The sequence below is a fragment of the Chitinophaga rhizophila genome (assembly GCF_019492185.1).
Taxonomy (GTDB): Bacteria; Bacteroidota; Bacteroidia; order Chitinophagales; family Chitinophagaceae; genus Chitinophaga; species Chitinophaga rhizophila.
In genome coordinates this window covers 1,635,913-1,655,109 of record NZ_JAICCF010000001.1, presented here as the reverse complement: position 1 = coordinate 1,655,109, position 19,197 = coordinate 1,635,913, and the positions used below count along the sequence as shown (strand labels likewise).

The 19,197-nt window shown below is 40.5% G+C and carries 15 protein-coding genes and 1 other RNA gene; 8 read left to right on the top strand and 8 right to left on the bottom strand.

Annotation, left to right across the window (positions count from 1 at the left end; all coding sequences use genetic code 11):
• Position 1: 1 nt before the first annotated feature.
• Complete coding sequence (locus K1Y79_RS06125; RefSeq protein WP_220249114.1) at positions 2–913, top strand: PorP/SprF family type IX secretion system membrane protein; 912 nt, start codon at positions 2–4, stop codon at positions 911–913.
• 296 nt (positions 914–1,209) lie between these two features.
• On the opposite strand, the gene K1Y79_RS06120 is transcribed toward K1Y79_RS06125, so the two are convergent.
• From K1Y79_RS06120 to rplU, 6 genes are all read right to left on the bottom strand, one after another.
• Entirely contained in the window at positions 1,210–1,704 is a 495-nt protein-coding gene (locus K1Y79_RS06120) for a GNAT family N-acetyltransferase (protein ID WP_220249113.1), read from the bottom strand.
• A 141-nt stretch (positions 1,705–1,845) separates the two neighbouring features.
• Positions 1,846–2,472, bottom strand: a complete 627-nt coding sequence (locus K1Y79_RS06115; protein WP_220249112.1) for a DsbA family protein — start codon at positions 2,470–2,472, stop codon at positions 1,846–1,848.
• Between the two features lie 27 nt (positions 2,473–2,499).
• Positions 2,500–4,173, bottom strand: coding sequence for a DNA polymerase/3'-5' exonuclease PolX (locus K1Y79_RS06110; protein ID WP_220249111.1), 1,674 nt, complete (start codon positions 4,171–4,173; stop codon positions 2,500–2,502).
• A 100-nt stretch (positions 4,174–4,273) separates the two neighbouring features.
• Positions 4,274–4,705: a histone H1-like repetitive region-containing protein gene (locus K1Y79_RS06105; RefSeq protein WP_220249110.1), complete on the bottom strand. Its 432-nt coding sequence runs from the start codon at positions 4,703–4,705 to the stop codon at positions 4,274–4,276.
• A 73-nt stretch (positions 4,706–4,778) separates the two neighbouring features.
• On the bottom strand, positions 4,779–5,051 hold the full coding sequence (gene rpmA / locus K1Y79_RS06100; protein WP_106603224.1) for a 50S ribosomal protein L27: 273 nt from the start codon (positions 5,049–5,051) through the stop codon (positions 4,779–4,781).
• A 35-nt stretch (positions 5,052–5,086) separates the two neighbouring features.
• Positions 5,087–5,389 (bottom strand): 50S ribosomal protein L21, encoded by a 303-nt coding sequence (gene rplU, locus K1Y79_RS06095; protein WP_220249109.1) that lies wholly within the window; start codon positions 5,387–5,389, stop codon positions 5,087–5,089.
• 312 nt (positions 5,390–5,701) lie between these two features.
• Between rplU and K1Y79_RS06090 the strand changes: the two genes are divergently transcribed.
• From K1Y79_RS06090 to ssrA, 4 genes are all read left to right on the top strand, one after another.
• The gene (locus K1Y79_RS06090) at positions 5,702–7,195 is read left to right on the top strand and encodes a GH3 auxin-responsive promoter family protein (RefSeq protein ID WP_220249108.1); all 1,494 of its coding nucleotides are present in this window, start codon (positions 5,702–5,704) and stop codon (positions 7,193–7,195) included.
• A 130-nt stretch (positions 7,196–7,325) separates the two neighbouring features.
• A complete protein-coding gene (locus K1Y79_RS06085) occupies positions 7,326–8,492 on the top strand; it encodes a 1-deoxy-D-xylulose-5-phosphate reductoisomerase (protein ID WP_220249107.1) in 1,167 nt (388 codons plus the stop codon).
• Positions 8,493–8,587: 95 nt separating this feature from the next.
• Complete coding sequence (gene rseP, locus K1Y79_RS06080; RefSeq protein ID WP_220249106.1) at positions 8,588–9,922, top strand: RIP metalloprotease RseP; 1,335 nt, start codon at positions 8,588–8,590, stop codon at positions 9,920–9,922.
• A 218-nt stretch (positions 9,923–10,140) separates the two neighbouring features.
• Positions 10,141–10,514: a transfer-messenger RNA gene (gene ssrA, locus K1Y79_RS06075) on the top strand.
• 700 nt (positions 10,515–11,214) lie between these two features.
• On the opposite strand, the gene K1Y79_RS29500 is transcribed toward ssrA, so the two are convergent.
• Positions 11,215–11,409 (bottom strand): recombinase family protein, encoded by a 195-nt coding sequence (locus K1Y79_RS29500; protein WP_394370758.1) that lies wholly within the window; start codon positions 11,407–11,409, stop codon positions 11,215–11,217.
• A complete protein-coding gene (locus tag K1Y79_RS06065; RefSeq protein WP_220249104.1) occupies positions 11,360–11,749 on the bottom strand; it encodes a serine integrase family protein in 390 nt (129 codons plus the stop codon). The genes K1Y79_RS29500 and K1Y79_RS06065 overlap by 50 nt, the downstream gene beginning before the upstream one ends.
• A gap of 902 nt (positions 11,750–12,651) precedes the next feature.
• Between K1Y79_RS06065 and K1Y79_RS06060 the strand changes: the two genes are divergently transcribed.
• The 3 genes from K1Y79_RS06060 to K1Y79_RS06050 all read left to right on the top strand — a co-directional run bounded on the left by K1Y79_RS06060 (position 12,652) and on the right by K1Y79_RS06050 (position 19,163).
• Positions 12,652–14,073 carry a hypothetical protein gene (locus tag K1Y79_RS06060; RefSeq protein WP_220249103.1) on the top strand — a complete coding sequence of 474 codons (1,422 nt, stop codon included), beginning with the start codon at positions 12,652–12,654 and terminating at the stop codon, positions 14,071–14,073.
• 312 nt (positions 14,074–14,385) lie between these two features.
• A complete protein-coding gene (locus K1Y79_RS06055) occupies positions 14,386–15,462 on the top strand; it encodes a hypothetical protein (protein ID WP_220249102.1) in 1,077 nt (358 codons plus the stop codon).
• Positions 15,463–15,635: 173 nt separating this feature from the next.
• Positions 15,636–19,163 carry a hypothetical protein gene (locus K1Y79_RS06050; protein ID WP_220249101.1) on the top strand — a complete coding sequence of 1,176 codons (3,528 nt, stop codon included), beginning with the start codon at positions 15,636–15,638 and terminating at the stop codon, positions 19,161–19,163.
• The last annotated feature ends 34 nt before the right edge of the window (positions 19,164–19,197 follow it).

The window sequence follows — 19,197 nt, the reverse complement described above, 5'->3', positions numbered from 1 at the left end:
GATGATTGATAAGAAGAAATTCCTTTTTGGTCTGCTTGTAACTGCTGCCTGTTACATACCGGCACGCGCACAACAAAGCCCTATCTATTCGCAGTATATGCTAAACGGGTTGGTAATTAACCCGGCTTATGCAGCTACTGACGAATCAGCAAGTCTGACTGTCGTAGGTCGTAACCAGTGGGTTGGCGTTGATGGAGCTCCTAAGACAGCGACGGTAAATTTTTATACGCCGCTAAATGAGAAAGGTACCAGCGTTGGTTTCTCTGCAATGAAGGAGTCAATCACAGTTCAGTCACGTACTGACTATAATCTATTGGCCGCACAGAAGGTATCGCTGAGTGAAACAGTTCATCTGGCATTAGGACTGCAGGCCGGGATGTCACAGTACAAAGAAAATAATAGTGAACTGATAACCACAGATCCAACTTTTGCGACTAATCTGGCCTATTGGAAGACGCAGGTAGGTTTTGGGTTTTCACTATACTCGGAAAATTTTTATTTGGGATTGTCTGCACCTGCATTTAAATCCTTCGACCTTGGTAATAGCGTAAATAAGGTAAAGTCAATTTCACATTATTACCTGCAGGCTGCGTATGCTGCACGTGTAAATGACGACTTTCTTGTTAAGCCATCCATATTGTTGAGACAGGCGCAAGGCAGTGGCATGCAATATGACATTAATACAAGTGTACTGATCAAGGAAGTGCTTTGGTTGGGTGCATCTTGGCGTTCCGAGAAAACCGTTACGGGATTGGTACAAGTTAGATTGGGTACTGGTTTCCAACTTGGTTACTCTTATGATACACCGATGTCTTCTAATCTAAAAGGCGCGCAATCTGTGTCTCATGAGTTAATGCTGAATTACAGATTTGGATGGAGTAGTGATCATGAAATTATCCCAAGAGTATTTTAATAGTTAGTCTATATTACCGAAAACACATACTGATTTATCTATTTCCCGCATTTTCCATGCGGGAAATTTTTTTACAGACCTATCTTATTGATACTGAGTAAATAATGAGAATTGCTTTTTTTCAAAAAAAAGAACAACTTAAAATCCGTGTTTAAACATTTATCGTAAGTATTTATAGACAGGTGGAAAGGAAAATGACTTTTCCGAATACACCTAAAGAATTTTAATTAGAAAAGTTGTGTCTTTTAATGGTTAACTTGGGAAACAGCCTGGTATTTTTACCAGGCTGGATTGTTTTATAAAGGTCTTCTCATTACGTAATCGCGCATCCAATAGCCATTTCCAATATCTGTATCCTTTTCCTGTGTAATAACGAAGCCTTGCTTCTCATAGAAGAATCGGGCTTTATTATCTCTTTTTACATCCAGTTCAAGGGTTGTTCCATTTTCTATTCTCACTCTTTCAATTATGTCCTCCAGTAATAGTTTCCCTACACCTTTTCCCTGATAGTCACTATGGAGATATATCTTTTGCAATTTGTATATGCCTGCTTCCGCTGTCGTACTGTAGGATGCAAATCCGATAGGACGTTGCTTGTCATATAGTAGAATGAAGCGGTGTTGTTTCTCTACCATCTGACTGGTCAATGCTTCTGTGCTGTACATCATTTCCAGCATATAATCAATCTGTTCTGGCGTCAGGAGATCTTTGTATGTCGGACGCCAAATCTCGTCTCTTAACTGCTGGAGAACAGGAATGTCGTTAGTGTCAGCAATCCTGATTGTATACATGATCAAATTTCAGAATTAAGATTAATGAAATAAAGCATTAAAGTTATAGTGGCGTAGTGAGTTGTTGAATAGTATCGATTATGATTTGAGTATTATCAGTTACTAGTACAAATCAATGCACTACTCTACAATTCTTATATCTTAACTACTTTGTTTAATTTTGTCAATCACTTCGATAAGTATTTCTAACGGAGTGTATCCTTTAGCGATTAGAAAGTATTCTTTGCCATCATCAAAAATAGCTGCTGGGAAACCTGTAATACCCCATTGTTCAACCTGGTTAAACTCCTGGATAGTATCATATTTTACTGCATCATCTTTCATTTTTTCAAGAAATGCATCTACAGGTAGTTGGTATTTGGCGATCAGTGTTCGATAGGTTGCATCTTCATTCAGACTCTTGCCTTCATAGTTGAGTGCGATCTGCATATCATGTGCAAATGCAAGTGCTTTTTGAGGTAGATATTCCTTGAATACTGTTAACGCAATACTAGGTTTTTCTGAATCCATAATATCATCTGTGCGAAGGTATTCTTCCAGGAATGCCTGCCCGAATTGTACACCGGAGGTTGTTTCTACCTGCTTGTGCGCTTCTTTAATATAATTATACATAGCGGATGCTGGCCTGTGATTAGCGCTGCGAAGCATTCCGCCTGAAAGCACTTCTACTTCTGTGTCAGGTCCGAGGTGTTGCTGTAAAGCTTCGATTACTGGCGTGAATCCATAGCACCATCCACATAAGGCATCGTATATATAGATCAGTTTCATGTACAAAGTTTAGTTGACTGAATTGCTTTATTTCTTCTTTTTGCTGATGAACGCTTCCAGTTCTGCAGTGCTGAAGCTGCTGAGATTCTGCGCAGCTGTGAGTCCTCCTTTTCTCGCCGCCAAAGCACCATAGTAGATGTCGTGGAAGCCATCTGTACTATGCGCATCTGGGTCTATGGATAACAATACATTTTTTTCAAGGGCATAGGGAATCCATTCCCAGTCAATATCTAACCGGCGTGGATGCGCATTGATCTCAATAACCACATTATGTGTAGCGCATGCATCAATTATCTGTTGATGATTTACAGGATAGCCGTTTCGGCTGAGTAACAAACGTCCTGTCATGTGCCCAAGAATAGTTGTATATGGATTTTCTATTGCTTTCAGAAGTCGCATCATGGCTTTTTCTTCACTCATCTTCAAATTAGAATGAACCGATGCAATCACCAGATCAAAAGAAGCAAGTATTTCATCAGGATAATCAAGACTGCCGTCATTGAGTATATCAGCCTCAATACTCTTAAAGATGCGAAACGGAGCAAGTTGTTTATTCAGTTCATCAATCTCTGCATGTTGTGCCTGTATTCTTTCAATGCTTAGTCCATTTGCATAAAAGGCAGATCGTGAGTGATCACTGATTACGAGATATTCAAATCCTTGCGCTTTTGCAGCAAGTGCCATTTGCTGCAAAGTGTGCTCACCATCACTCCATGTACTGTGACTATGAATGATCCCTTTTATGTCTTTATGAGTAATAAGCGTAGGAAGTTGTTGTTTTTTAGCAAGATCAATTGCAAGACCGCCATTACGCTGGCAAGGCTCTATATAGTCCATTTCTGCCAGTGCAAAGATGCCTGCTTCCGTTGTATTATCCGGAATGCTGTTCAGGTCTAGTGCAGCATTAAAATGTTCCAGGAACAATGTGTCACCTGTGGTAATGAAGCATTTTTTCTCAAAATTTTCGGCTGTAGCTGGATATATTTTGATCTTTATGTGTTGCTCATGCTCATATATCAGGGCGTCTTCGTCAGTGGCAATTGCAGTGAGTACCGGCAATTGTGATAACTTTTCCTGAAGAGTAGGATGGGGGAGTGCAGCAACAAATTCTATCTGATCGATAATGTTTTCTGTACGGCGGAATTGTCCGGTTAGTGCAATAGCAGCCGGTGCAAGTAACTCACTAAATTCTTTTTCAAGCTTCAGGGCCAACGATTCAACCTGGGCATATAAATAGCGTCCCTGGTTGCTAAAGTAAAATTCAATACTTTGTCTTACAGCTTCCTGTGTTTTTTGTCCGAAGCCTTTAAGCAGGGTGAGGCGATTTTCATTGCATGCATATAATAGCTCTCCCAGTGTTTCCACTTCCAGTTCCTTCCAGATAGTTGCTATTTTTTTAGGGCCGAGGCCCTTAATTTTTAGCATTTCCAAAATGCCTGGAGGTGTTTTAAGTAGGTAGGCATCAAGTGCGGCAAATCGGCCTGTTTGCAACATTTCCTGAATAGCTTTGCTGATAGAATCACCGATGCCTTTCATTTTAGCTATATCTTCGGGCGGTGTAACCTGTAACTGTACAGGTAGTTTCTCTACAGTAAAGGCTGCACTTGCGAAGGATTTGGCTTTAAAACTATTATCCCCTTGTATATCCATCAGTTTGGCTATAAGTGAGAAATTATCGGCAATAGAGTAATTATCGAGCATAATTTGAATTGAACTGCGAATTTAGTGAGGCTGGTGTATAAATAAAAAAAGATCCTGGCGATAGCCAGGACCTTTTATTTTACAGTTTGTAAAGTCGATCTTACAACTCTGGAGCGATTGGAGCTGCCGGAGCTGGAGTGGTAGAAGCTGGTTTAGTAGCTTTCTTCCTTGTAGCAGCAGCTTTCTTTTTAGGAGCAGCTTTCTTAGCAGCAGCCTTTTTAGGAGCAGCTTTCTTAGCAGCAGCCTTTTTAGGAGCAGCTTTCTTAGCAGCAGCCTTTTTAGGAGCAGCTTTCTTAGCAGCAGCCTTTTTAGGAGCGGCTTTCTTAGCAGCAGCTTTTTTAGGAGCGGCTTTCTTAGCAGCAGCTTTTTTAGGAGCGGCTTTCTTAGCAGCAGCTTTTTTAGGAGCGGCTTTCTTTTTAGGAGCAGCTTTCTTAGCAGCAGCTTTTTTAGGAGCGGCTTTCTTAGCAGCAGCCTTTTTAGGAGCAGCTTTCTTAGGAGCAGCTTTTTTAGCCGCTTTTTTAATTGTTGCCATTGTTTTTTGAATTTTGGGTTAGTAATTAAAATTGGGTATTATAAAAAACTTTATGGCAAACACTGTTCCAGACTTACGCCTGAGCAGTGGTGTCAAGTGATTTTACGGAAACGATGGTTCTGTTCTCACGTCCTTTTCTGAACTCAACAACTCCATCAGCTACAGCGAAAATGGTAAAATCTCTACCAATTCCAACGTTCTGTCCAGGGTGATAAACGGTACCGCGCTGGCGAACAATAATGTTACCAGATACGGCTGCCTGGCCACCAAATATTTTTACTCCCAGCCTTTTGCTTTGGGAATCACGGCCGTTCTTAACGCTACCTTCACCTTTTTTATGTGCCATTTCTTATGTACGGTTTTAATACTTTATCAAATAAATTAAGCGATCTCGTTGATCCGGATTCTCGTAAAGTGTGTACGGTGACCAACTTTCTTTCTGAAACCTTTTCTGCGTTTCATTTTGAAAGCAATTACCTTATCACCCTGAACGTGGCTCAGGATCTCTGCTTTTACCACTGATTTTACATCAGTACCAACGGTCGGCTTACCACCATTATCTACTAACAACACTTCAGAGAACTGCACTTTATCTCCAATATTTCCCTGCAACTGTTGTACAAAGATTTCCTGGTCTTTTTGTACTTTGAATTGCTGACCTGCGATTTTTACAACTGCAAACATAGTTATCCAAAAATAATTTCCTGCAAAGGTAGGATTTGTTTTCTAATTGACAAAGTTTTCTCAGCTTTTTGCTACCAGGCCTAAAAACAGCCTGATTCCACTGAGAAATACAATTTATGTTTTCAAAGATACATACTTTATTTTAATATAGTTGATTACAATATTACCCCAATGACACTGATTTCGCTGCAATCCTTGCCTGTATTGATCTTACGCTAAACACGCAACCATGTTGTAACACAAGTAATATGACCTTTCATAACAATTTTTATTTTATACATTTGTCCTTTCTCTTATCTTAAAATATAAGGCATGAAGCTTAAATCACTGCTTGCCAAACCATTTGCTTCCATCGTTGCCAGCAAGATCAGGAAGGAGATGCAAAGGGCGGTAGAAGACCAGGAAGCCATCCTGGAGGAGTTGATAAAAACAGGCAGGAAAACTGACTTCGGAAAAGATCATCATTTCGGGAATATCAATAACTACAATGATTACAAACAGGCAGTGCCTGTCAGAGATTACGAACAGTTCAAACCCTATATCAATAAAATAAAGGATGGAAAACAAAACGTTCTCTGGAAAGGTCTACCACTCTACCTCGCTAAAACATCCGGCACTACCAGTGGTGTAAAATATATACCCATCTCAAAAGACTCGATCTCAAATCATATAGATACTGCGCGTAATGCACTGCTTAACTATATGGCAGAAACCGGTAAAACCGAGTTTGCTGATGGCAAACTTATATTCTTATCCGGTTCTCCTATTCTGGAAAGAGTAGGTGGTATCCCTTACGGTCGGTTGAGCGGAATTGTTAACCACCACGTTCCCCGCTACCTCCGTACCAATCAGCTTCCTACCTATGAAACCAACTGCGTGGAAGATTGGGAAACCAAGCTGGACAAGATAGTAGATGAAACCATCAATGAGGACATGCGTCTGATCAGCGGTATTCCACCATGGATGCAGATGTACTTCGACAGGCTAATCGAAAGAAGTGGTAAACCTGTAGGCGAGCTGTTTAAGAACCTCGATGTACTGGTGTACGGCGGTGTAAACTTTGAACCATACCGTGCAAAACTTATGGCTGCTATCGGCCGTCCGATTAATACTGTTGAAACCTTCCCTGCATCTGAAGGATTCTTTGCATTTCAGGATACTCAGGAACATAAAGGCCTCTTATTAAATACCAATTCAGGCATTTTCTACGAATTTATCCCTGCCAACGAGATATTTGATGCTAATCCTACCCGTCTTTCACTGAGAGATGTAAAGGTAGGTGTCAATTACGCACTTGTAGTGAGTACAAATGCAGGATTATGGGCCTATAATATAGGTGATACAGTGAAATTTGTATCCACTAATCCTTACCGCCTCTTAGTAACCGGCCGTATCAAACACTTCATTTCCGCTTTCGGTGAACACGTAATCGGAGAGGAAGTAGAACATAGCCTGATGCGCGCTGCTAAAGAGGAAAATCTCCAGATTACCGAATTTACTGTAGCGCCTATGGTCGCTCCACAGGGTGAACTGCCTTTCCATGAGTGGTTTGTTGAATTTGAACAGCAACCAGCTGATATCGCCGCTTTCGCCAAGAAAGTAGACGCATATATGCAGGAAAAAAACATCTATTATAATGACCTGTTAACCGGTAATATTCTACAGCCATTGAAAATCAGGCCAGTACGTAAAAACGGATTCATTGATTATATGAAATCTGTTGGTAAACTGGGTGGTCAGAATAAAGTGCCACGCCTCAGTAACGACAGGACGCTGGCCGATGAACTCACGAAATTTCTTTCATAATTGGATTTATAAATCAGGGATTAAGAACTAGGAATTATCCGCAGCCATCTTCGCCGCATTTGGAAAATTCTTAATTCTTAATTCCTAATTCCTAATTTCCAATTGTCTTATTTCCCTTATTATTGCAGCAATGAGTAAGAAGAACATAGCCATCTTTGGCTCCACAGGATCTATTGGCATCCAGGCATTGGAGGTGATTGAAGCACATCCTGACAAGTTCAGCGTGGAAGTATTGACAGGCGGCCAGAATGCTGACCTTTTAATAGAACAGGCTTTGAAGTTCCGCCCGAATGCGGTGGTGATTGCCGACGAGGCACAATATCAGAAGATAAAAGACGTATTATTTGATAAAGGTATCAAGGTGTTTGCAGGTGCAAAAGCTATGGTAGAAGTAGCTGCCTGGAGCTCCATTGATATGATGCTGGCAGCTGTAATGGGCTTTGCAGGACTAGCACCAACACTGGCTGCTATAGAACAGGGCACTCCTATTGCGCTGGCTAATAAGGAAACCCTGGTTGTAGCAGGTGACATTGTAATGGCTGCTGCCAATAAACGAAATGTTCCCGTTATCCCGGTTGACTCAGAGCACTCCGCTATCTTCCAGTGTCTGCTCGGTGAAGATGTAAGAAAGGTTGAGAAGGTAATCCTCACAGCCTCCGGCGGACCATTCCTGGGCAAAAAGCCCAACTTCCTCATCAATGTTAAAAAAGATCATGCGTTACAGCATCCTAACTGGAGAATGGGCGCAAAGATCACCATTGACTGTGCTACGCTGATGAATAAAGGGCTGGAAATGATCGAAGCCCGCTGGCTGTTTAACCTGCCTCCTGAAAAGATTGAAGTAGTCATCCACCCACAATCTATTATTCACTCTATGGTAGAATTTGTGGACGGATCGCTGAAAGCACAGTTGGGTGTTCCAGATATGAAATTACCTATTCAATTGGCATTAGGATTTCCGGAAAGACTGGCAAATGACTTCCCGAAATTCTCTTTTAAGAATAATCCAACACTGACATTTGAGCAGCCTGATACCAAGACCTTCCGTAATCTCGCAATAGCTATTGACGCTATGCACAAATGTGGAAATGCTGCCTGTGTAATGAATGCTGCCAACGAAGAAGTAGTACATGCCTTCCTGAAAAACAGAATCGGATTCCTGCAGATGACTGAAGTTATCGAAGAAGTACTGGAAAAAGTAGCTTTCGTTGAAAAGCCTACACTGCATGATTACTATGAGAGCGATCAGGCTGCAAGAGAATACGCCAATTCCATGATTAATGCGATAGTGATTTAATATTACATTAACGCTTTACTGCAGTTGAACCGCCTATATTTGCCGGACTATCTATAGATTAATAACATTATATATTTACTGTCAGATTCATCTACATGACCACACAAGAAATACTGGTAAAGGCCGGGCAGTTAATACTGTCACTCTCTATTCTGGTCGTTTTACACGAGCTCGGACACTTTATCCCCGCCAAGCTTTTTAAAGCAAGGGTTGAGAAATTCTATCTGTTCTTTGATCCCTGGTTTTCCCTGTTCAAAAAGAAAAAAGGAGATACCGAATATGGTATCGGATGGCTGCCATTAGGAGGATATGTCAAGATATCCGGTATGGTGGATGAGAGTATGGACCGCGAACAAATGGCCAAACCCCCACAACCATGGGAGTTCCGTTCTAAACCAGCATGGCAACGTCTTATCATTATGATCGGCGGTGTTACTGTTAACATCTTCCTGGGCTTCCTGATCTATGCCATGATGTTATGGCACTGGGGTGAAAGCTATCTGCCGACTAAAAACCTGACTTACGGTATCGCTGTTGACTCACTAGCCGGAAGTATCGGATTACGTGATGGTGATATGGTATTGTCTGTAGACAATAAACCTGTTGAAAATTTCCGCTCTATTCCTGCTGAAATCATTCTCCGCGAAGCAAAAAGTATTCAGGTAGAACGTGATGGCAAGCCTGTTGATATTAAAATTCCAGAAGGCTTTGTTCGTGAAATGATCAGAAGGAAAGGTACATTACTCGATGTACGTATCCCTTTTGTAGTAGATACCGTATTACCTAAATCAGCCGCTGAGAAAGCCGGTTTCAGAAAAGGAGACAGGACATTATCCGTAAATGGTGCACCTGCTGCTTATTTCCATGAATTTAGGAAAGCATTACAAGCATATAAAAGCCAGACTACCCCGATACAGGTTTTACGCGACGGAGACACTATTCAGTTAATCGCACAGGTAACTGAAAATGGTACCGTAGGTATGGCACCAGCTAATCCGGAGAAAGACTTTAAATTTGCTACAAGAGAATATACTTTATTACAAGCAATTCCGGCAGGTTTCTCCAAATGCGTTAATACGCTGGTGAAATATGTACAGCAGCTCCGTCTGATCTTCGTTTCTAAAGAAGTTAAAGCAAATGAATCCCTCGGTGGTTTTATTAGTATCGGTAACCTGTTCCCTGCTTACTGGGATTGGATTGCTTTTTGGGAAATGACTGCTCTACTCTCTATCATCCTCGCATTTATGAATATCCTGCCTATTCCGGCACTGGATGGTGGTCATGTACTGTTCCTGCTGTACGAGATCGTTACTGGTCGTAAGCCGAGTGAGAAGTTCCTGGAATATGCCCAGATAGTAGGTATGATCATCCTGTTTGGACTGTTACTATATGCTAATGGTCTGGATATCTGGAGAAGCTTATTCAGATAACTAATTATCAAATATTAATGAAAAGAGGCCCATAAGAGGCCTCTTTTTTTATGCCCTCTCTATCGGCAATTGTAGCCAATATTTACCTAGTATATTGATTCATAATTAATTAGGCCACTACCATGATTGTAAACCCTGTCCCACAACCAATTCTCTATATAAATATTTCTTGAATTTCAATTAAAAGCCATATCTTTGTTGGCTGCGAAAGCAAACTAGGGGTCGCCTGGTTTTGACAGCATAGATCTTTGAAAGTGTAAGCATGTCGTGCGTTGTATAATTAGCACGTAAATCTGAATATACAACCTTTAATTGGCGAATCTAACTACGCCATGGCTGCCTAATCAGCGATTAGCGCACCCATTTTGGCCGCCGCGGTTCCTGTCTGCTAGAACTGCCGCCGCCTAATCAAAACCTTAGCGGAATAGGTACACATGGTTTCTGTGAGTGTGTACTGAAACTAAACGGATAAGGACCAGGCTGGTTAGTTGCGCCCCTGGCAAGGTCCCGACAACCTAATGCGCAAATAAACATGTAGAAAGCTTTCGGCGGATATGTTTGGACGCGGGTTCGATTCCCGCCGACTCCACCTCACGGGACTTTTGACTTTTTGAGTCGAAAGTCCCGTTTTCATTTTCACTCAAACCCACGCCCAGAGCGTAAAGTAGCCGAGCAGTACTGTTCAGGTTGGTGGTCCAATCTTTGATGTCAGAAATTCCGATCTTTTTGGCGTAGGTCGAACCAATAATTTTTCTTTTTTGCTCTGTGTTGACATGAACATATAGAAATATAGGTTGCATAGGTTCTCATGCTCCTGTGCTAATAAGGCTTCAATGTTGTCCCTGCCTTTATTAGCTTGCTCCAACTTTGACTCAAGGATGATACTCTTTCGTTCGCAGTCTTGATTCACCTTTTTTGAAATCAGCAGGTTTAAGGTCGCTTCGACAACGAGGTCTCGTGCCTTCGTTATCTTATTCATTAAAAATTGGATTTCGCTTTTTGACTGATGTTTGACTTCACGGCCATCCTTTGTCTGTAGCCTATATTCTCTGGAGATAGCTTTTCTAATCAATTCGATAGTTCCCGCTTTAGGAATGAATCTCTTTAAAGATTATTTGAACTTGTCATTTAGTTCTGGTGCCGCGAATTGCGTCTTGCATGGGGGCAATGGTAATAATGAATATTGACCTTTCCGGCCTTTCGAAGCGCTGCCAGTTAGCATCTTTTTGCATTTGGGGCAGACAAGATATCCTCTCAATGGCAGTTCATCCTCAGACACAACCTAGGACTAACTATTTTAAATTTCCTACGACCATAATTATGTCCTGTACCTTGTAGAATAATGCCTCAGAAATCAATGTTTCGTACTGACCCTCTAGCGTACATTCTGGCTGATCATGAAATGCATGAATAAAGATTGCTCCACAGTAAATCGGATTACTGATGATCGCCAATACTGGCTTTTGCTTTTTTTGAAAATAGGTCATTTCTGCTAGCCAGAACGTAGGCCTGCTGTGTGTTTGCCCGTTCCTTCGCAAATTCATTTAAAATCCATATAATGACATCGGCTTCTGGATGAGTAGGAGCAATGTACTTTCTATGATCTTCAGTTATTTTATTAGCATAACCGTATGGGGCAACTCCTATAAATCGACCTTCCTTTCTTACCTTTCTCATCCCGTCAGTTATATTTAATGATCGCCTGTCGTTTTCAACCTCGGGTTCTGCAAGATAAACGGCCAAGATCATCTTACTTTCGGGTATGGATAAATAAATTGGCTGCTCGATTGCGCAGGCCTCGATTTCCAAATCAAGTTCGTTAATCATAAAAATATGCATCCCCTGTATTTCTGCTAAATCTATCCACTTGGAAACAGGAGAACGTGTGGTCTGGTTTTTTTCTTCTTATAACCTGCAAGCATTCGCTCCATTCAGGCCGGTTAAAATGACTTAGCGGAGTGATCCTCGTAGATTACATTCTTCACATATATCCCATGTGTTTGACAATACTTGTGAAGCCGTTCATCTTGATCTCTTTGAGAGTATCCTTTATCTACCTGTTCATCTGTACTTACTCGGATATTCTTTCCTTTCAAGCTTCAGCATCACTTTTCGATTATTCCGGCTTGCTTCCATTTGTTGAAATAGTAGTAAACTATTTGCCAGTAAGGGAAACACTATTAAGATCACGCCATTGAATACCTGTTCTACAAATCTATAAGATAGCATTTATGACGTCTCGAAGGCAATGTTTTCGCTTTCTTTTGTCCGTAAGTATTTTTTTTATACTTTTCCATTGCGAATCGGTCAATAACGTGAACTTCGTTCTCATAGTTTGTGTTGTGGTAAATCCAGACTAATTGATCAATTCGTTTTTTTCAAATTTAACCCCAGCCAATTTTTAAACATGTTCTAAGATTCAAAGGCATTTTATTACTTATGTTAAACGGAGCTCAGGTTGAAAAATTTTACATTGTAATGCTAGATGAACAACGTAGGACCTTCTCAATTTTGCCCTTAAATAATTAATGGTCCTGAATCTTTTCTTACTATATACATTGCGTAGTGTCTCTTTTACTTTGTATACAACTAAGATGAAATGATACAACTAAAGTGCTATGTGATATATCTTCTATATGCGCCAATTTTGGAGTTTGATACTATCTTATTAGCCGGTGATAGTGTTTAAGAAATTAATATTACAGTTGTCTTCCCTATAACCTGTACCTATGAATGCATTAATAATAGGCAGCTTGCTATTATCAAGTATGTTGACCTCAGTGCCTCCATCAAGCCCACCAACACATCTTATTATTGATTCGTCAGCAAATGCGCATTTGAACGACTTTAATAAGTATATCTACGCGGTTGATCATAAATCCGTACAAGTGAAAAGATTAATCGACAGGCGTTCAGAGAAAGTCATCAATCGACTATTAAAGTTAGAAAACCGGATGAAGTCGCGTTTGGCCCAAAAAGATAGCGTAGCCGCTAATGAGATATTCAATGGTCCGATAAATCTGCTTAAGAATCTCAAATCCGGACTGCAGCAGAGGTTTCCACGATACTCATCGTTAGGCAATCACTATATAGATTCTCTAAGTTCTACCTTAGATTTTCTAGGTGCACAAAAATTGACAAATAATCCAAGCCTTACGGCTGTAAAAGAAAAAGTCGCCGACCTTAATAGCTCTTTCACTGCGGCAGCTGACATAAAATCATACATCAATGCTCACCGTAAGGAATTAAAGGAAAAGCTTTCGGGATATACTGCTTTTTCTAAGGACTTGCTTAAAATAAACAAGCAAGCCTATTATTATGGAGAGCAGGTCAAAGAATATAAAGAAATACTTAAGGATAGAAAGCAGGCCGAGGCCAAGGCTATTAAGCTATTAAGCAAGACGCCAGCCTACACCGATTTTATAAAAAGACATTCCCAGTTAGCATCCCTGTTAAACAATCCAGTGACAGCTGGTGGTAGTGTTCCGACTTTAGAGGGATTACAAACCCGTAGTCAAGTCGAAGCACTGATTCAACAACGTATTGGCGGTGATCCAACTGCCCGTCAAGCTGTCACACAGCAAATGGATCAGGCCCGCGCAAAGCTCAACGAATTGAAAAGCAAATATCCTGATGTAGAAAATGCTGGAGAGATGCCCGACTTCAAACCCAATCCGATGAAGACGAAAAGTTTTTTACAAAGACTGGAGTTCGGTGGAAATATTCAGTTTCAAAAATCTAATCGTTATTTTCCGACCACCGCAGACATTGCGGGGCAAGTGGGCTATAAGTTCCATAAGAATGGGACTGCTGGTATAGGCGTGTCTTATAAGTTGGGGCTGGGTACCGGCTGGAACCATATAGCAATGAGCCATCAGGGTGTTGGCCTGCGTTCTTTTGCAGACTGGAAGCTTAAGAGTACGTTTTATATAAATGGAGGTTTTGAACAGAACCATATGTCAACGATATCGCGCCTGGACCAGTTGAAGGATTGGAGTGGCTTGCAGGGGAGTGCACTGCTTGGTGTTTCGAAGAAATATAAGATAGGTCCAAAAGTGAAAGGCAATATTATGTTCTTATATGATTTTTTAGCCAAACAGAATACACCCACCACAAGCCCTATCAAAATCCGCTTAGGATATACTTGGTAACTGACTCAATCGCAATTGTTACAAGAATTCAGACAAATTTTATTTCTAATAAACATTGAAATATTTTATATCATATGAACAGGCATTTCATTTTCTTTTTTCGGCATTATCCTGCCTTCAAAGCATTCAGATGTACTTCGAAACTAGAACCTTCTTGGTGTTCCCTGTGCGGAAGATGTTTTTGATGGAGGTAGACGTTGGGAAAATGGACATACTATTGCTCTATAAAATATTGAACCGGGTTGTGTACAGTAGATATAGAGAGTAAGTCCATCAACAATAACTTACAATTTAGAACTGGGACATATTATTATGAAGAATTTAATTTTAGTGCTCATTGTTTTGGCAGGGACATTCAATATCACAAGTGCGCAGACGGCATTAACCACATCGACATTGAATACAACATCTCCAACTCCGGCGGTTGGAGCCTCAGTTCAGTTGAGAATGTATAATGGCAATGCCAATGTCTTATCTAATACGAGGTGGGTAATGGGATTAGCTGGCCCTGAAGGTGTGAATAATGATGGATCACACTTTAGATTGATGCGCTATGATAGCGCCGGCAGTTTTATTAGTAGCGTATTTCTGGCCAACCGGTCAACAGGTATGCTTGAAATGTATTCTGGCTTCAGAGCGGCGTCCGGTTCGGGAATTTTGGGAACCGGGTCTGGCGTTCTCAATTTGTCCTTTATGGGTTTTTTTGAATCCGATAAAACCACTCGTCAAGGATGGGTAGGCAAGGGCTCTGGAGCGCATACCGATATCTCTTTAGGCTCTGATATAGGTGGTGTGAGTTTAAACCCGTTCAATGGGATGGTAACCCTGCGCAATGCCACCGGCAGTATGATTACCTATAACAATACCGGCTACGCAATTCCTACAGGTATCAACAGAAGTAGAGGAACCAAGCTTATACTGCATGAGGCAATAAACGCATCAAACAGCAATGTAGATTTAGCCATAGGTGCGGACCAGGTAGGCGGAAATATCCATGGCTGGTTCTCCCTTCCTACAAATACTACAATGAACTATTGGAGCTTTTACGGCGGGACGACCATGATTGCCAAATTAGACGGTGTTGGAACTTTTACCAGCCGCAGAATAAAAGTTACACAGAACGACTGGGCAGATTTTGTTTTTGAAGATAACTACAAGCTACCATCTCTGAATAGCATTGAGAAATTTATCAAAATAAATAAACACCTTCCGGATGTCCCCTCAGCCCAGGAAGTGGTGGATAAAGGTTTGGATCTAGGGGAAATGAATAAGATTTTACTTCAGAAAATAGAGGAATTGACACTGCATCTGATTAATCAAGAGAAGGAATTGATTAAAGTTAAGAACGCATTATCATCCTTAGAACAGAGAAGTAAATTTATAGATTAGGTTACAATGTTAGTGTACTAATACCGTTACCAGAGTTTCAATCAATAATACAAGTAAGGGGATAATAAGCCAATTTTAAGGGGTATTTTAATTGAAAATTGATGGCAAACTATTTCTTTCTCGACGTCAAACGCAAATAATACTATTCAAATTTTAATGGAGTAGATAATTCTATGATAAAGCTGAATGCACTGATGACTGGCCTACTATTATTAAGTATGCAAGCCATAGCCCAGATTGATATTACGGAACAGCCATCATTAACAAAAGTGACGCCACCTTCGCCAAATGCTTCCTCTCTTGGTAAGTTTGGGGACGTTCCGGTAAGTATGGCGACTGGTATCCCGCAGATCAATGTCCCTATCTATAATTTTAAGAATTTCGAAAATTCACTTTCACTAGACGTAACCTTGGACTATCATGCAGGTGGTGTCAGGGTAAATGAGATGGCGTCTGACGTTGGTATTGGGTGGACGCTGAATGCGGGAGGAGCGATTACAAGGACACTTAGAGGTATTGCTGATGAAATTCCGACCTATGGATTTATGAATAATCCATTGATAACTGAAGAGAAGGCAGGTAACCGATTTAATACTGGGTATTATTACCCCAATTACTTTTACCGTATTGCTAATGATCAGTATGATGGCCAAAATGATATTTTCAGCTTCAACTTTGCAGGAAAGTCAGGTAGATTCCTTTTTGGAAAGAACGGTGACTTTCTGATGCTGACGTCTAACAAATTAAAGGTTCAAACCGAGATTTCAGAGGGTAAAATTGCCAGATTTACGATTGTAGATGAATCGGGTACGACCTATGTTTTTGACGCTGTTGAGGAATCTGATAATGGTACTATCGAAAATTTCCACTTGCATAATTCTGCATGGTACATGACAAAGATGATTGCACCATCCCGCACAGACAGTATCATGTTTTCTTATGAACAGGAATGGAGCAGATATACACCTGGAGAGTTTGTTACCATGAGCTATAGCCTAGGCCTTCAGCTGGGCATACCAAGTAGAGCGGAGCAAACATCCTACAGTACTGTAATCACAAATGGTAAACGTTTGAAAAGTATTATCTTCCCAAATGATGTGAAAATGAACTTTATGTATGATGCAAATCGTCGGGCTGACCAGGAAACTAATTCTTCGATGAATCGCCTTCAACAAATCTCTTTTACAGACGGTGTGTATACGAGAGGATATAATTTGTATCACGATTATTCAGTTAATAGGCTCACGTTAAAAAAAGTAATCCCTTATAGTGCTTCAGGCGAAGGTGCAGGTTATGAATTCTCTTATAACGGGAGCTTACCTGAATTTTTAAGTAACAGTCTTGATCATTGGGGATTTTATAATACTAATGCGAATGGCAGTCTGCTTCCTCCCTATAAAGACAATACAGGGTTGATGTTATCAGGAGGAAATCGTTCTACTGATCCAACACTCGTGAAAATGGGTTCACTTACTCGCATTAAATTCCCTACAGGTGGATATACTGAGTTCGAGATGGAGGCTAATACAGCGGAAGATCCGAGATTAATAGACAGTACGCTTACTATTGTCAGAGAAAAGAGCTATGAAAGAGGCATATATGTTAGCAATAATGGTGCTGCAACTGAGTCATTTAAGTTTGGTGGCGACGCTGGGTCCAATGGAGAATTTAATGTGCAAGTTTTTCAGAATGGTTCCTGTACTGGATTATCTCCCTGCAATTTTCTCGTACAGTTAAGGAACAGTTTTAATCAGGTAATATATACGTTGCCAATACCTGGTGATAATTCGTTTCAGTATAAAAACTATTCGTTTACAGTCTCTAATATGCAACCTGGCAATTATAGCTGGAATGTGTATGTACAGAATATGGAATACTCCGGCTACATAACAATGTCATGGATAGAAGTACATAATCAGCATCCGGATACTATTAAGACGGTCGTAAAGGATCTCTATATTGGCGGAATCAGAATAAAATCAATTAAGGATTATGACGGTATCAGTAGCTCGCCAGTTAGTGCTAGGAATTACGAATACCTGAAGAGTAACAGCACAGAATCCTCGGGTTCTCTCGGTGTTATTCCTAAATATGCTTATCCTGTCTATTATGATTTTTATCCGCATGATCATATTAAAGGAGAAACATTTCCTGATACCCTTCGTTATGAAGACAATGGTATAGGAAATTACATTGTTCGAGCGAGCTCGCCCACGCAATCCCTTGCTAGTATAAACGGCAGTCCTGTTACTTATAGTAGGGTGGTCGAATATTATACAAATAATGGTGTAAGTAATGGTAAAAAGGAATGTTATTTTACATCTTATTTATCGGGCGGATTAGAGGGATATAATCCATTACCATATACACCACCTACATATGTAGACTGGAGCTATGGACAGTTGGAGAAAGAGATCGTTTATAACAAGGCAAATGATACCGTTAGAAAGACAAGTAACCAGTATCAGAACTATACAGATACCTACTATTATAATACAAACCGCCTAAACAACTTTACTTGTCTTGCGCTCGCTCCTGTTGTATATCAATACAACGCTACCTATCAATTCTTTTTTACATCTTGGAATCAGGCTGAAAAACCTCTTTACTACAAGGTCCGTACTTTTACGCCGGCTGCTGGCAGGAGAGACCTAATTAAGACAACAGTATCCGAATATCGAAATAGCATAATATTAACAGATGAAAAAAGTTATACTTACGATACTGCTTTTAACGTCAAAACGATTACACAGTACAATAGTAAAGGAGAAAAAGTAGAGATAGTTAAATATTTTCCTTACGAGTATACTGTATCTACAGCAGCCACTATGAAGTCACAAAATATGTACGATGCTGATATCAGCACCGAAATATGGAAAACGATAGGCAGTTCAAAATATCTTGTAAACGGCACTACGAATCAATATATTATAACACCATCCGGTATAAGGAAAGCTAAAGTAGCGTCCTTCACAAGTTCAACACCGGTTGCATCAACTGCTCTTGGCACATTTAAAGCAGCTTCGTTCAATCGTGATTCTACAATATTTAAAGATTTTTTGACCTTCAACCAGTATTCAGCAAAAGGTAATCTGTTGGAACAGTCAAAGGTCAAAGGTATGAGTCATGCCTATATTTATGGTCACAACGCCTCTTTCCTGATTGCAGAGGTAATGAATGCTACTTCTGCAGATGTTGCATTCAGTAGCTTTGAAGAATCAGGGAAGGGTAATTGGACTTATACGGGAGTGCCCGCCACAAATCCAACGGCGATTTCTGGAGCAAAGCTTTATGTTTTGTCTGGCGGCTCAATATCCAAAGCAGGATTGTCATCCGCTAAAACTTACAAAGTATCTTACTGGAGTAGAAGTTCTCCAGCTACTATAAGTGGATCCACTGTTACCCAGGGTGCATCCAGAAACGGATGGACTTACTTTGAGCACACATTGCCTGGAGGTGCTACATCTGTTAATATTCAGGGTAATGTAACCATTGATGATTTGAGATTGTACCCCGCAGGTGCCAGTATGACGACATTCACCTATCAGCCGTTATATGGCATTACTTCAGTAGCAGATTCCAAAAGTCAATACACTTATTATGTCTATGACGACTTTGGCAGACTAAAAGTCATTAAGGACCAAGATGGAATGATACTAAAACAATTTGATTATCAGTACCAGACATCTATCTCAAAGTAATCATACAGATATTAAGCATCTTTTCAAATACTCT

Bases quoted from the DNA above. Each gene is read 5' to 3' on its own strand.
- K1Y79_RS06105 (WP_220249110.1), bottom strand. From the start codon at position 4,705: ATGGCAACAATTAAAAAAGCGGCTAAAAAAGCTGCTCCTAAGAAAGCT.
- K1Y79_RS06085 (WP_220249107.1), top strand. From the start codon at position 7,326: ATGAGTAAGAAGAACATAGCCATCTTTGGCTCCACAGGATCTATTGGC.
- K1Y79_RS06115 (WP_220249112.1), bottom strand. From the start codon at position 2,472: ATGAAACTGATCTATATATACGATGCCTTATGTGGATGGTGCTATGGA.
- K1Y79_RS06090 (WP_220249108.1), top strand. From the start codon at position 5,702: ATGAAGCTTAAATCACTGCTTGCCAAACCATTTGCTTCCATCGTTGCC.
- K1Y79_RS06065 (WP_220249104.1), bottom strand. From the start codon at position 11,749: ATGATTAACGAACTTGATTTGGAAATCGAGGCCTGCGCAATCGAGCAG.
- rseP (WP_220249106.1), top strand. From the start codon at position 8,588: ATGACCACACAAGAAATACTGGTAAAGGCCGGGCAGTTAATACTGTCA.
- rplU (WP_220249109.1), bottom strand. From the start codon at position 5,389: ATGTTTGCAGTTGTAAAAATCGCAGGTCAGCAATTCAAAGTACAAAAA.
- K1Y79_RS06120 (WP_220249113.1), bottom strand. From the start codon at position 1,704: ATGTATACAATCAGGATTGCTGACACTAACGACATTCCTGTTCTCCAG.
- K1Y79_RS29500 (WP_394370758.1), bottom strand. From the start codon at position 11,409: ATGACCTATTTTCAAAAAAAGCAAAAGCCAGTATTGGCGATCATCAGT.
- K1Y79_RS06110 (WP_220249111.1), bottom strand. From the start codon at position 4,173: ATGCTCGATAATTACTCTATTGCCGATAATTTCTCACTTATAGCCAAA.
- rpmA (WP_106603224.1), bottom strand. From the start codon at position 5,051: ATGGCACATAAAAAAGGTGAAGGTAGCGTTAAGAACGGCCGTGATTCC.
- K1Y79_RS06125 (WP_220249114.1), top strand. From the start codon at position 2: ATGATTGATAAGAAGAAATTCCTTTTTGGTCTGCTTGTAACTGCTGCC.
- K1Y79_RS06050 (WP_220249101.1), top strand. From the start codon at position 15,636: ATGATAAAGCTGAATGCACTGATGACTGGCCTACTATTATTAAGTATG.
- K1Y79_RS06060 (WP_220249103.1), top strand. From the start codon at position 12,652: ATGAATGCATTAATAATAGGCAGCTTGCTATTATCAAGTATGTTGACC.
- K1Y79_RS06055 (WP_220249102.1), top strand. From the start codon at position 14,386: ATGAAGAATTTAATTTTAGTGCTCATTGTTTTGGCAGGGACATTCAAT.